The organism is Geodermatophilus sp. URMC 61, assembly GCF_052931555.1.
Genome location: NZ_JBRFHZ010000002.1, coordinates 3398744 through 3411630, shown reverse-complemented (window position 1 = coordinate 3411630; position 12887 = coordinate 3398744). Strand labels below are relative to the sequence as shown.

General features: G+C 73.0%; 11 protein-coding genes. 4 read left to right on the top strand and 7 right to left on the bottom strand.

The genetic code is table 11. The features are described from left to right. The first annotated feature begins 114 nt into the window (after window positions 1-114). Genes ACU610_RS15835 through ACU610_RS15825 form a run of 3 tightly spaced genes read left to right on the top strand, consistent with a single transcriptional unit; the run spans window position 115 to window position 2790 of the window. Window positions 115-1149, top strand: a complete 1035-nt coding sequence (locus tag ACU610_RS15835) for a glycosyltransferase family 2 protein (RefSeq protein ID WP_446768664.1) — start codon at window positions 115-117, stop codon at window positions 1147-1149. Further along, window positions 1109-1528, top strand: coding sequence for a GtrA family protein (locus ACU610_RS15830; protein ID WP_446768663.1), 420 nt, complete (start codon window positions 1109-1111; stop codon window positions 1526-1528). The genes ACU610_RS15835 and ACU610_RS15830 overlap by 41 nt, the downstream gene beginning before the upstream one ends. Continuing rightward, window positions 1525-2790 (top strand): NAD(P)/FAD-dependent oxidoreductase, encoded by a 1266-nt coding sequence (locus ACU610_RS15825; RefSeq protein WP_446768662.1) that lies wholly within the window; start codon window positions 1525-1527, stop codon window positions 2788-2790. Before ACU610_RS15830 ends, ACU610_RS15825 begins: the two co-directional genes overlap by 4 nt. Window positions 2791-2810: 20 nt before the next feature. Here ACU610_RS15825 and ACU610_RS15820 read toward each other — a convergent pair whose 3' ends face one another. From ACU610_RS15820 to ACU610_RS15805, 4 genes are all read right to left on the bottom strand, one after another. Further along, window positions 2811-3632, bottom strand: coding sequence for a DUF1028 domain-containing protein (locus tag ACU610_RS15820; RefSeq protein WP_446768661.1), 822 nt, complete (start codon window positions 3630-3632; stop codon window positions 2811-2813). A 61-nt stretch (window positions 3633-3693) separates the two neighbouring features. Beyond that, entirely contained in the window at window positions 3694-4362 is a 669-nt protein-coding gene (locus ACU610_RS15815) for a CoA transferase subunit B (RefSeq protein WP_446768660.1), read from the bottom strand. Then, window positions 4359-5171: a CoA transferase subunit A gene (locus tag ACU610_RS15810; RefSeq protein WP_446768659.1), complete on the bottom strand. Its 813-nt coding sequence runs from the start codon at window positions 5169-5171 to the stop codon at window positions 4359-4361. The genes ACU610_RS15815 and ACU610_RS15810 overlap by 4 nt, the downstream gene beginning before the upstream one ends. Before the next feature lie 44 nt (window positions 5172-5215). Further along, window positions 5216-6019, bottom strand: coding sequence for a TIGR03089 family protein (locus tag ACU610_RS15805; protein ID WP_446768658.1), 804 nt, complete (start codon window positions 6017-6019; stop codon window positions 5216-5218). A 212-nt stretch (window positions 6020-6231) separates the two neighbouring features. On the opposite strand from ACU610_RS15805, the gene ACU610_RS15800 reads away from it, so the two are divergent. Further along, window positions 6232-8091: a hypothetical protein gene (locus ACU610_RS15800; RefSeq protein WP_446768657.1), complete on the top strand. Its 1860-nt coding sequence runs from the start codon at window positions 6232-6234 to the stop codon at window positions 8089-8091. 930 nt (window positions 8092-9021) lie between these two features. Here the strand turns inward: ACU610_RS15800 and ACU610_RS15795 are convergent. The 3 genes from ACU610_RS15795 to ACU610_RS15785 form a co-directional block, all read right to left on the bottom strand. Continuing rightward, window positions 9022-10578: an LCP family protein gene (locus ACU610_RS15795; RefSeq protein ID WP_446768656.1), complete on the bottom strand. Its 1557-nt coding sequence runs from the start codon at window positions 10576-10578 to the stop codon at window positions 9022-9024. Window positions 10579-10795: 217 nt separating this feature from the next. Then, on the bottom strand, window positions 10796-11980 hold the full coding sequence (locus ACU610_RS15790; RefSeq protein ID WP_446768655.1) for a cytidylyltransferase domain-containing protein: 1185 nt from the start codon (window positions 11978-11980) through the stop codon (window positions 10796-10798). Next, the gene (locus ACU610_RS15785; protein WP_446768654.1) at window positions 11962-12837 is read right to left on the bottom strand and encodes an N-acetylneuraminate synthase family protein; all 876 of its coding nucleotides are present in this window, start codon (window positions 12835-12837) and stop codon (window positions 11962-11964) included. Before ACU610_RS15785 ends, ACU610_RS15790 begins: the two co-directional genes overlap by 19 nt. Between the last annotated feature and the right edge of the window lie 50 nt (window positions 12838-12887).

The following is a 12887-nucleotide window of genomic DNA, read 5'->3' as shown; positions in this document are numbered from 1 at the left end:
ACGGCGCGTCGTCACGCAACGACACTGCATCGTCGCTTAGATTGGGACCTGTCCACGGGCGCAGGCCGGAGTTCGTCCCGCCTGCCCGGAACCCCACAGCACCAGGAGTCCGCGATGGCGACCCCTGCTATCCACCCCGACTACGCCCCGGAGGGCTTCGACCAGGTGGTCGAGCCCCTGCGCCGGCGGCTCGTCTCGTACGTGCTCCCCGTCTACAACGAGCAGGACGGCATCCGGGAGTTCCACCGCAGGCTCGCCGCGGCCACGGCCACCCGTCCCGACCTGGAGTTCGAGTTCGTCTACGTGAACGACGGCTCCCGCGACCGGTCGCTCGAGGTCCTCGAGGAGATCGCGGAGTCCTGCCCCGAGGCCCGGGTGCTCGACCTGTCCCGGAACTTCGGCCACCAGATGGCGATCACGGCCGGGCTCGACGACGCCCGTGGTGACGCGGTGATCGTCATGGACACCGATCTGCAGGACCCTCCCGAGGTCAGCATGGAACTGATCACGGCCTGGGAGGCGGGGGCGCAGATCGCCTACGGGCAGCGTCGCACCCGCAAGGACACGGCGATGAAGCGCCTGACCGCGCACGCCTACTACCGGATCCTCCACCGGTTCGCCGAGATCGACATCCCGGTGGACACCGGCGACTTCCGGCTCATGGACCGGGCCTCCACCGACGTGCTGCGCGCCCACCGGGAGCGCAACCGCTTCGTGCGCGGACTCGTGGCGTCGCTCGGGTTCCAGCAGGTGGCCGTGCCGTTCGACCGCGACGAGCGGGTCGCGGGGTCGACGAACTACCCGCTGCCGAAGATGCTGCGGCTCGCGGCCGACGGCGTGACCAGCTTCTCCACGGTCCCGCTGAAGATCATCACGCGGCTGGGGCTCATGACGACCGCCCTGGCGCTGCTGGGGATCCTCTACGCCCTCGTGATGCGCGTCTTCCTGCCCGAGGTCTCGGTGCCCGGCTGGACGCTGCTGATGATCATGGTGCTCTTCCTCGGCGGCGTGCAGATGCTCTCGCTCGGGGTGATCGGGGCGTACGTCGGCCGCATCTACACCGAGGTCCAGGCGCGGCCCCTCTACAGCGTGCAGAGGGTGGTGGGACGTGGCCACGCTCGACCGGACGCTGGGACGACCGCTCCCTGAGCTCTGGCGCCGGCACCGGAGCTTCGTCCTCTACCAGCTGATCGGCGCCTCGGGTGCCCTGCTGGACCTGCTGCTCTTCCTGGCGCTCTACAACGCCGCCGGGGTGCACGAGCAGGTCGCGGCGGCGATCAGCACGTCGGTCGGCATCGCGAACAACTTCCTGCTGAACAGCTACCTGAACTTCCGCAAGCGCGACGGCATGCTGCGCAGGTTCGTCCGCTTCTACACGGTGGGACTGCTCGGCCTGGCCCTGGTGGCGGTGCTGCTGCTCGTCTTCCACTCCTGGCTCGGGGTGGACGCCAACATCGTCAAGGTCGTGTCGATGCCGATCGTCGCCGTCCTGCAGTTCCTGGTGAACAAGAGATGGAGCTTCAAGTGAACATCGGCATCATCGGCGCCGGCGCGACGGGCCTGACCGCGGCCCACGACCTGGTGCGCGACGGCCACGACGTCACGGTCCTCGAGGGCGCCGACGAGCTCGGCGGACTGGCCGGCTCGCTCACGGTGCAGGGCACGCCGCTGGAGCGGTACTACCACCACATCTTCGAGACCGACCGCGCCTTCATCGAGCTGATCGACGAGCTCGGTCTCTCGCCGGAGCTGCGGTTCCACTCGACGACGACCGGCATCTTCCACGAGGGCGCCCTGCACGACTTCTCCACCCCGGTGGACATGCTGCGGTTCCCGCCGCTGACCCTGTGGGACCGGGTCCGGTTCGGCGCCTCCTCGGCGGCCCTCAAGGCCATCCGTCAGGGGGAGCGGCTCAACGACCAGCGGGCGCTCGAGTGGGTGCGCCGGTGGGCGGGTCGCCGGGCCGCCGACGTCATCTGGGAGCCGTTGCTGGCCGGCAAGTTCGGGACCCGGGCCCCGGAGATCTCGATGGCGTGGCTCTGGGCGCGGGTGCACTTCCGCACCTTCAAGCTGGGGTACCTCGACGGCGGGTTCGACCAGGTCTACACCGCACTGCTCCGGTCGGTGGAGGACGGCGGAGGCAAGGTCGAGTTCGGCAAGCGCCTGTCCTCGATCACCCAGCCGGACCCGAAGGGGCCGGTCGAGGTCCGCACCGAGGACGGCTCCCGCTACGAGTACGACAAGGTGCTCGTCACCGTTCCGCAGCCGGCGTTCGCCCAGGCGACCGGCGCGCCGTCGGACGACGTCCTGCGGCGCAACGAGTACCTCGGCGCGACGTGCTTCGTGCTCGAGTGCGACCGCAGCGTCATCCCGTACTACTGGCTCAACGTCAACGACCCGTCGTTCCCCTTCCTCGCGGTCGTCGAGCACACGAACATGATCCCGCCCGCCGAGTACGGCGGTCGGCACATCGTCTACGTGGGCAACTACGTGCCGCGCGACGACTGGCGGTTCACGACCGATCCCGCCGAGCTGCTCGAGCAGTACGTGCCGTGGCTACGTCGTCTCAACCCCGACTTCGACCTCTCCTGGGTGAAGGACTGGCACTTCTCCCGTGCGCCCTTCGCCCAGCCGGTCGTCACCCCCGACTACCGGGCGTCGATCCCGCCGCACGAGACGTCGATGCCGGGCGTCGTGCTCGCCACGATGTCGCAGATCTACCCGCAGGACCGCGGGCAGAGCTACTCCGTGGCGCTGGCCCGCAAGGTCGTGCAGCAGTACTTCCGCTGAGCCGCCCCGGGGTGTCGCGGTCACTCGAGCAGCCGTGACACCCCGGCCAGCCGGCCGTCGCCGGCCATCGCGGCCAGCCACGCCGCCCAGCCCGGACGGGCCCGCATCGCCTCCAGCGCCGCCCGCGCCGCGTCGCGGTCCCCGCGCTGCGAGGCGGCCAGCGCCGCGTAGAGGTCGCGGGCGCCCTCCGGGGCGAACAGCGCCAGGGTCTCGTAGTCCCGCTCGTCGTAGGCCCGCTGCAGGTTGCGCAGCATCCGCAGCTGCGCGACCGGGTCACCGGAGTCGTCGACCCGCAGGTCCATCCGGACCCCGTCGTCCTCGTCGCTGGCCGGCGTCCCGCTGACCACCAGCAGCGCCGCGGACTGCCGACCGCGGACGTCGCCACCGGCGTCCTGCCCGGCGGTCAGCGCGGCGAGCAGCCGGTCCGGCAGGTCCCCGCGGGCGGCGGTGTAGGCCTGCGCCATCGCTGGCAGCACCTCCGGCGAGGCCAGCATGTTGCCCTGCACACTCATCTGGTCGCCGACCAGGTGGCCGCTGACCGGGAACGAGCCGCGCCCAGTGTCGGCGGCGACGCGACCGGTGGCGTCGAGGACGGCGATCTGCCGGTCGACGTCCTCGGCCGCGTGCGCCGCCGCCCGCACCAGGTCGGCCGGATCGGCGCCGTCGGCGAGGCCGGCCAGCAGCGACTGGCCCAGGCCACGCCGGCTGCGCGCCTGCACCGCGACCACCCCGATGCCTGGCCGCGCGCTGGGCACCGCCCGCCCGACGGCGAGGATGCAGGACGACACCGCGATGCCCAGCTCGCCGGTCGCCGGGTCCCTCGCGACGACCGAGAACGTCACGGCATCGACTCGGCGGCGCTCGCCGACCCCGGAACGCGACGCGCGGTGTCCCCGGGTGACCTCACACAGTCGCCGGGAGCGGCATCTCGCGGACGTCGTCGGCGACGGTGAGCGGGGCTCCGGTGGCGGCCTGGACCTCGTCGACGCTGACGCCCGGGGCGGTCTCGCGGAGCAGGAAGCCGGCGGCGGTGACGTCGACGACGGCGAGGTCGGTGACCACCCGGTCCACGCACGCCTTGCCGGTCAGGGGGAGGGTGCACTCCTCGACCAGCTTGGGGGACCCGTCGCGGGCGACGTGCTCCATCATGATGATCACGCGCTTGGCGCCGTGGACGAGGTCCATCGCCCCGCCCATGCCGTTGACCATCTTGCCGGGGATCAGCCAGTTGGCCAGGTCCCCGCGGGGGTTGACCTGCATGGCGCCGAGGATGGCCAGGTCGAGGTGCTTGCCGCGGATCATGCCGAAGGACAGCGAGGAGTCGAAGAAGCTGGCCCCGGGCAGGATGGTGACCGTCTCCTTGCCGGCGTTGATCAGGTCCGGGTCCTCCTCGCCCTCGAACGGGTAGGGGCCCACCCCGAGGATCCCGTTCTCCGAGTGCAGGACGACGTGCACGTCATCGGGCACGAAGTTCGGCACCAGGGTCGGCATGCCGATGCCGAGGTTGACGTAGGCACCGTCCTGCAGCTCCAGGGCCACGCGGGCGGCGAGCTGGTCACGGGTCAGCGTCATCGGGCCGTCTCCTCGGTGGTGGTCTCCTCGCCAGCGGCGGCAGGGGTCTCGGAGGTGTCTGTGCGCGGCCGCGTGGTGCGGTTCTCGATGCCCTTGCCCTCGGCGCCGACGACGACCACGCGGTCGACGAAGACCCCGGGCAGGTGCACGTCCTCGGGCCGGATCTCGCCGGGCTCGACCAGGGTCTCGATCTCGGCGACGGTGATCCGCCCGGCCATGCCGGCCAGCGGGTTGAAGTTGCGCGCGGACTCGTGGAACACCAGGTTGCCGTGCCGGTCGCCGACCGCGGCGCGGACCAGCCCGAAGTCCGCGGTCAGCGCCGTCTCCAGCACGTACTGCTGGCCGTCGAACTCGCGGACCTCCTTGGGCTTCGAGGTCTCCACGACGTTGCCGTCGGCGTCGTAGCGGATCGGGATGCCGCCGTCGGCGACCATCGTGCCCACCCCGGTGGGGGTGTAGAACGCGGGGATGCCGACCCCGCCGGCGCGCAGCCGCTCGGCCAGCGTGCCCTGCGGGGTCAGCTCCACCGAGAGCTGTCCGGACAGGTACAGCCGGGCCAGCTCCTTGTTGCCGCCGACGAACGAGCTGATCGTCCGGGTGATGCGCCCGGCGTAGAGCAGCACGCCGAGGGCCTGGTCGTCCACGCCGCAGTTGTTGCTGATCGTCGTCAGCCCGGACGCGCCCTGTGCCAGCAGCGCGTCGATGAGCTTCACCGGCACACCGCACAACCCGAACCCACCGACGGCGAGCACCGCGCCGTCCCCGATGTCCGCGACCGCCTCAGCGGCGCTGCCGACCACCTTGTCCATGCAGGAACACACCGTCCGTCCGTCCGGGCGGCTGGGGAGCTGCGTCAGGCAGGACGGCCCAGCTCGCGGATGCCGTCGATCGTCCGGCCGAGCGTAGCGGTGACCTTCTCCGCCGCGGCGCGGCCGGGGAGCAGCGAGGGGTCGGGGGAGCGGACCAGCACGATGGACGCGCCGGCGGCCAGGGGGGCGAGCAGCCACGCGACCGGGCCGGCCTCGGCGGCGGTGCGGTCGTCGACCAGCACCCGGTCGCCCTGGACCATGCCCAGCCGTCCGGCGAGCTCGCGGGCGGTGTCCACCAGACCGCCGAGGGTCAGCTCCAGGCCGCCCAGCAGCAGGCCGGGCGCGGCCGGGTCGGGCCGCTGCCACGGGGTGAAGGCGTCGCCGTGCCCCCGCACCTCGAGGGCGAAGTCGCGGGCCGGGCCGGTGTAGCCGGTCATGCCCATGCCGAGCGGGTGCAGGGAGAGGCCCAGCAGTTCGGGCAGGTCCTGCTCCTCGAGCGGCGGGAGCCGGTCCTGCGCGGCCAGGACGACGTCGGCCTCGTCGAGCCGACCGTCGTCCTCGGCCGCGGTGTCGAGGACCGTGGCCCCGCAGCTCCACACCCCCAGCAGCACCGCCGCGGTCTGCCAGTGCACCGGCAGGGCCACGGCGACCGTGCTGCCGCCGGTCACGTCGAACTCGTCCTGGAGCAGGTTCGCCGTCTTGGCCACCCAGTTGGCCAGGGTGGCCGCCGACAGCTCGACCCGCCCACCGCCGAGGTCGTCGTAGGAGGTCAGCAGCGGCGCGGAAGGCGACCGTCGTAGGACGTCCTGCAGGAGGTCTGGTGGGGTGCTGGATGCTGTGATGGCCACGGCACGAGGATCGCAGTGTCGCCGCGCGGCCACGCGTCCGTCAGTTGCACGGGCCGCCCCGGTAGGTGACGGATCGGTGGGTCCCGTGGTGGACGCGAGGCACGAGTGACGGGTCCGTCACGGATCTCCCTGCGTGCATCCCTGGAGTCGTCGCCGCGGCGTTACAGTCGGTCCTCGACGAGTAACAGCCGTTCTCGGGCTGGCCGGGCCGGGTGACGCGGGAGGTCGGGTGCGCGGGCGTCATCGACCACCGCGCCGTGTGGCTGGCGATCCTCGGCGTCGTCGCCGTGCGGCGCCACCGTCCCGGCGGGCGCACCGGTCCCGCGATCCGCACGCGGCACACCCCACCGCAACATCCCACCGAGCGCGAGGCGGAGACGATGATGGAGACCGACGCTCGGGTGACCCGGGAGGCGGTGGATCGGGTCCCTGGGCCATGTGGACGCATCGCGGGACCCGTCGCGGTGGCGGTGGCCGCCGGACTCACCCTGTCCGCCGGCCTGAACCACGACATCCGCTATGTCCTGGGCGTCCAGCGTGTGTCGAGTGCGCCGGTGGCCGAGACGTTCTCGCACCGGCCCCTGCTCTACCGCTGGTCCGTCTCCGCCCTCGACCACCTCGCCGGTGCCCTCGGTGACTCTCGCGCCATCGATGAGGTGGTGTTCCGGGCCGGTGCTCTGCTCCTGTGCCTCGCGGCCGGGTGGCTGCTGTGGGTCGGGCTCCGCCGGGTCGTGGTGCCGGCCGCCGGGCTCACCGCACTCGTCGTGACCGCGTCGCTGGCACTGGCCGGGCCGTGGATCGTGCTGCAGCCGGAGTGGGTCGCCGCCGTCGTGGTGGTGGGCGCCGTCGGCCTCGCCCTACGGTGGTCGGATGGCTGGCTCGGTCCGCTCGCGGCCGGAGCCGGGCTCGCGTTGGCGGGCTGGCTCAAGCTGGTCACCTTCGCGACGGTCGGCATCGGTCTGCTCGCCCTCCACCTACTGCTGCCCGTGCTCGCTCGGCGCACGGCGGCGGCCACGGTGCTCTGGGCGCTGGCCTGGCTCTCGGTCCAGGTGGTCGTCTTCCCCGTCGAGGTGCAGTGGCTGCGCGAGCTCAGCACCCTGAACCGGAACAGCCCGCTGAGCGCCGGGATCGACTTGGGCGACGGGTACGCGCTGCTGCACGCCGTCCTCAACAGCGCCCTCATGGTCCCGGCCCTCACGGTGCTCCCCGCCGTCGTCGTAGTGCTGTGGCGACGGTGGAGCTGGCGCGGCCCGGCCGCCTTGCTCGCCGCGGGCGCTCTGTCGCTAGCGCCCCTCCTCGTCCAGGGGCAGTGGTTCCTGTACCACCTGGCCGCGCTCTCCCCGGTCGCCGCCGTGGCGCTGGTCGCAGCGGTCGCGTGCTGCGAGCGGCGCTACGCGCACGTCATCGGACCCGGTCTCCTGGCAGCGGCGCTGTGGGGCGGGCTGACCCTCTCGCTCCCGGTGGACTGGCGGCTCTCCCACGGCACTCTGGCGGCGTCTGGCGCGGTGCTCATCGCGACGGCGACGGCCGTGGCGGTTGCCCGCGACTACCGGTTGCCCCGGTGGCGCGGAGGGCTCGGTCCGGGTCCCCGGTTGCACACCTCGGGATCCCTGGCACTCATCTGTGCCGCGTCGTTCGGCGTGGCGACACTGCCCACCGCCGGGTATTCCTTCGACCAGGGGCACGCGGACCTCACGATCACGGAGGCACGGCAGATCGCCGACGACCGCGCCCGGCAGGCGACCGCGGTGCACGAGGCCTTCGGCTCCGGCCGCACGACGTACCTCGCCTTCGGTGACATCGCGTACTTCCTCGGGGACCCGGCCACGTGCGGCCATCCCGCCGCGACCTGGCTGCAGCGGTCGATCTCGACGCCGGCGGTGCGCGAGACGGCGAGCTACCGGGACGCCCTCGACTGCCTGCGTGCCCCCTCGTCGCGCCTGGTGGTGCAGACCACGTGGTTCGACTTGGCCGCCGCGCCGCCGGAGGTGCAGCGCCTGGTGGCGGAGCAGTTCGACTGCAGCAGCGGCGTAGCGGTGGACGACCTCCTCGTCTGTGCACGGAGAGGGTGACCCCCGAGAGGGCGGTCGACACGCGGCCATCCCCGACTGTCGTCGTGTCCGATCACTCCTCCCGCTAGCTTCCAGGACTTCGCGGGCGCCGCCGGGCGCAGGACCCTGTCCGCCTCGCTGACCTGGTCCGGACGGGACAGGTCCATGCGTGCCGTCTGCGTGCGCCGGGGGATGGGGAGGCCACGCGCCCAAGAGGAGGCGGCACGCAAGAGGCCGAGCAGGGCCCGATCCACGTCGCGCGGCTCGCCGCCGGCCGTGAGGTGGGCGGTCCGGCCTGCCCACGGCGGCCCGGACATGGGTCACCGGTGGGTGCTCCACGACCTTCGAGCGCGGCATCGGTCACCACTCGACGGCTGGCAGGACGCAAGTCCTGACCGGTGTGGTGCGAGCGGCCCACGTGCAGGCGGGTGGTCCGGCAGGTCCGCTCGGCCGGCCCGGCGGCCGCGGCGCCCGAGGGGCACGCAGCTGCCGTTCGCCGGCGGCATACGCCTGGTGGGCGCCGACGGGCAGGCGTCGAGCGGCCAAGGGCACGTGTGTGGGCCGCTGCCGTGCCCGACCGCACCCGGCGGCGGGCACCGCGGCCCACCGGTGCCCGGAGGAGGCGTCCAGCGACCACCGCGGCCGGCGGCGAGGACCGTCCGTGCCGACGGGGTAGGGCGGTGCACAGCGTGGTGCGCCCGACCGCGGTGACCGTGCGCCACGTACCCCGGAACCGGTGGGGAACGGCCCCGCCGGTGTCGCCCCACCACCAGGACGATGTCGCCACACGCACCCGACGACCGGGAAGCGCCTGCCGCCGGTCACCCGGGCGCCGGCCGGCCACTGCCCACGTCGGGGAGTCGGGTCCCCGTCGGTACCGCTCCTCGCTGGGCAGCCGAACGCGATCACGGCGATCCGGGCTCGACGGATGGTCCCCGCCGGGCCGGGACCTCAGTAGATGCAGCCGGTGTCCGCCGCGGTGCGGGCGTCCTCACCCTCGACCGGGGCCGAGGGAGCAACCGGGTCGACGGCCTGGCCGACCCCGTTGAAGTCCGAACCGAGCACCAGCTGCACGGTGCCGGAGATGGCGTCCGCGTTCTGCTCGAGGGCCGCGCCCGGCACGGCCGCGGCCAGCGTGGCGGCCAGCGCCTCCTCGCCGGCGGCGTACCGGACCACGGTGGTGTCGTAGCCGGAGGAGTCGGCGTTGCCGGTCGTCCCGACGGCGAACCCGGCGGTCTCCAGCGCGCCGGCGGCCTGGGCGGCCAGCCCGGAGGTGCCCGACCCGTTGAGGACGTCGACGGTGACCGCGGACGGCGCGACCGTCTCGGGCGCGGCCGGCGTGGTCCCGGCCGGCGCCGCGGGCTCGGCCGACAGGTCGGCGAAGAACGCGTGGAGGGTGTCCTCGTCCTCCAGGCGGATGATCGAACGGTCCTGGCCGTCGCGGTCGGTGCCGACGTAGGGGATGGTCTGGAACTCGATGCTGCCGGCGGTCACCGACTGCATCTGCTCGGCCAGCTGGAACAGGTCCAGGCGCTCGTCGACGGTCAGCGACCGGGACGCCGCCTCGACCAGCTCGCGCTGCTTGCCCAGGTCGAGCATGACCTCGTCCGAGAGCATCTTGCGCAGCACGCCGGCGATGAAGACCTGCTGGCGGACGATCCGGTCGAAGTCGCCGCGGGGCAGGCCGTGCCGCTGGCGGACGAACTTCAGCGCGTCGGCGCCGCTGATCGTCTGGACGCCGGCGGGGAACACCGCCCCGGACCACTCGGAGTCGTCGACGGCCTCGCACAGGTTGACCTCGACGCCGCCGACGACGGAGCTGAGGTCGAAGAAGCCGAGCAGGTCGACCTCGGCGTAGTGGTCGATCTGCAGGCCGGTCAGGCCGCTGATCGTCTGCACCAGCAGCTGGGCTCCGCCGGCCTGGCGGACCTCGTCGGAGGCGGTCTCCGGGGTCCCGGCGTAGCCGTAGGCGTAGGCGGCGTTGAGCTTGTCCCTCCCGTGGCCGGGGATCTCCACGTAGGAGTCGCGGGGGAAGGAGACGAAGGAGGCGCGCGACCCGTCGGCCGGGATGTGCACCAGGATCATCGTGTCGGTGTTGATGCCGGAGTCGGCGCCGGCGTTGAGGCTGGCCAGCTGCTCCTCGGTGAGGTTGGCCCGGCTGTCGTTGCCGACCAGCAGCAGGTTCACCGCCTCGGGCGCGTTCCCCGTGCCGTCGTTGCCGTCGGTCGGGATGGCGTCGGTGCGGTTGACCGTCGCCTCGGCGACCTGGCCGAGGTACCAGCCCCAGCCGGACCCGGCGAGCAGCACGACCGACAGCACCCCGGCGACGGCGCGGGCCGCGGTGGCGGCGCGGCCGGTGCGCCGGCGCGGCGCCGGGCCCTCCTCCGCGGACGCGTCCGCCGCCTCGGAACGGGAACGGGCACGGGTGGAGCCGGCGCGGCCGGCCCGGGGGTCCAGGCGGGCCGGCAGCTCCCGGTCACCACCGGCTCCGGGGTTTCCTCGTCTCACGGGGGTCCTTCCTCGTGCTCGTCCGCGCGGACACGACGCCGATCCGTCGTGACCGGGGCCGGCCTGGGTGCGGCCACCGTCGAGGGCGGCGGGCGTCGACCCGGAGGCTCACGGCGATGCTAGGTGCCGAGAGCCGCCCCCGGCTCGCGTGCCGTGGCGGAACGGGACGGGTGTGACGAGCGGTGCCAGGTGGCCACACGGGACCGGCCGACGGAGCTCAGCCGAGCGTGCGGGCCGGGACGTGCCGGGCGAAGAGGTGGTCGGCGAACTGCCGGAACGCACCCGATCCGCCGGCGGTGCTCCCGACGTGGTCGGCCACGTCGATCGCCTCGGGCCGCGCGTCCCCCGGGGCACCCGACACGCCCACCGCGGTCATGGCCTGGACGTCGTGCACGTCGTCCCCGATGTAGGCGACCTGCGCCAGCGGGACGCCGTGTCGGGAGGCCAGGGCCACGATGTCGGCGAGCTTGTCGGTGGAGCCGAGCACGCAGTCGTCGACCCGCAGCTTCCGGGCCCGCTCGGCCACGCTCGTGTGCGACTCCGAGGTGAGCAGCGCCAGGCGGACGCCGGCTTCGCGCAGCAGCTGGAAGCCCTTGCCGTCGCGCGCCGAGAAGGTCTTGGTCTCGGTCGCGACGGTGCCGTAGGTCAGCCCGTTGTCGGTCAGGACGCCGTCGACGTCCGCGACGACCAGCCGCACCGGGCCGACGCCGGTCTTCGCCGGCCTGGTGCGGTAGGCCCGCAGCAGGGCGTCGGTGACGACCAGGTCGGCGTGGGTGTCGATCTCCACGCCGGCCACCTCGTCGGTCTCCACCAGGCCGATCCGCCCGCCGATGCGCACCCCGCCGGCGCGCAGCCGGTCCACCGACGTGGCGTAGACCGCGCCGGACTCCACGAGCTGCCCGGCCCAGTCCTGTCGGCGCGGCCGGCGTTCCGGGGCGTAGTTGACCGGCGCGCCGGCGTCCCCGTCGGCGGCCTCCCAGAGGAACGAGTGCCGCCGGACGACGGTCAGGGCGCTGTCGTGGCTGCGCAGCCGGTGGGCCACCTCGTCGATGACCTCAGCGGAGGTCAGCGGGCTCGTCGCCTGGACGAGGGCCACGTCGCCCTCGACCGCGGCTCCGTCCACCGCCTCGAGCAGGGCTGCCTCGCTGGAGGCGGTGTCCGAGGACGTCTCCGCCGAGCGCCGGTGGACCTCGAGCCGCCGCCCCCCGTAGAGGCGGGCGACGGCTGCGATCTCCTCGGAGTCGGTGCTGACGACGACCCGGTCGACCGCGGCCGCCTCCGAGGCGGCGGCGACGGTCCAGGCGATCAGCGGCCGACCGCCGACCACGGCCAGGTTCTTCCTCGGGATCCCCTTGCTGCCGCCCCGCGCCGGGATGACGACGGTCAGAGGCCGTCGGTCCACTTGAGCTTCTCCCGCGTGGCCTTCTCCACCTCGAGCAGGTCCTCGGCCTTGTACGTGAGGGCCTTGCTGACGTTCACGGTGTCCCGCTTGAGCTTGCGCAGGCCGTCCGGTTCCAGGGACGCGGAGTGGTCGGTGCCCTTCGAGGTGCGGTCGAGGGTGAAGTGCCGCTCGATGGCCTGCGCGCCCAGGGTCATGGCCGCGACGTCCGCGGCGATGCCCAGGTGGTGACCGGAGAAGCCGATCCGGTCGACCCGGTCGCCGTAGGTCTCGACCAGGCGGCGGATCTCCAGCAGCGCCAGCTGGTCGAAGGGCACGGGGTAGCCGGAGGTGCAGGCGTAGAGGACGACGTCGCCCAGCCGGCCGCGGCCGTCGAGGAAGGCGACGATCCGCTCCTCCTCGGCGCGGGTGGTCATGCCCAGCGACACGTGGATCCCGCCGGAGTACTCGTCGCACAGGATGCCCAGGACGTCGAGGTTCAGGTTGGTCGCCGAGGGGACCTTGATGAACTCGGGGTCGAGCTTGGCGACCTCCCGTGCGGAGGCGGTGTCCCACACCGACGTGGAGTAGACGACGCCCGCGGCCTCGCAGTGCTCCTTGAGCTCCTCGTGCTGGGCCATGTCGAACTCGAGGAACTCGCGGTGCGCCCCGTAGCTGTCGCCGAAGCTGTGCATCGGGTTGGGGTGGGGGGCGTCGTACTGCTCCGGGGTGAGCAGGAGCCGGTTGTCGCGCTTCTGGAACTTGACCGCGTCGACCTCGCAGAACGTCGCGGCGATCGACACCATGCGCTTGGCCAGGTCCAGGTCGCCGGCGTGGTTGCAGCCGATCTCGGCGATCACCATGGGGGGCTTCGGACTCACTGGGGACTACCTCTCGGGTTCGAACCGCTCGAGCGTGGAGGAACGCGGGC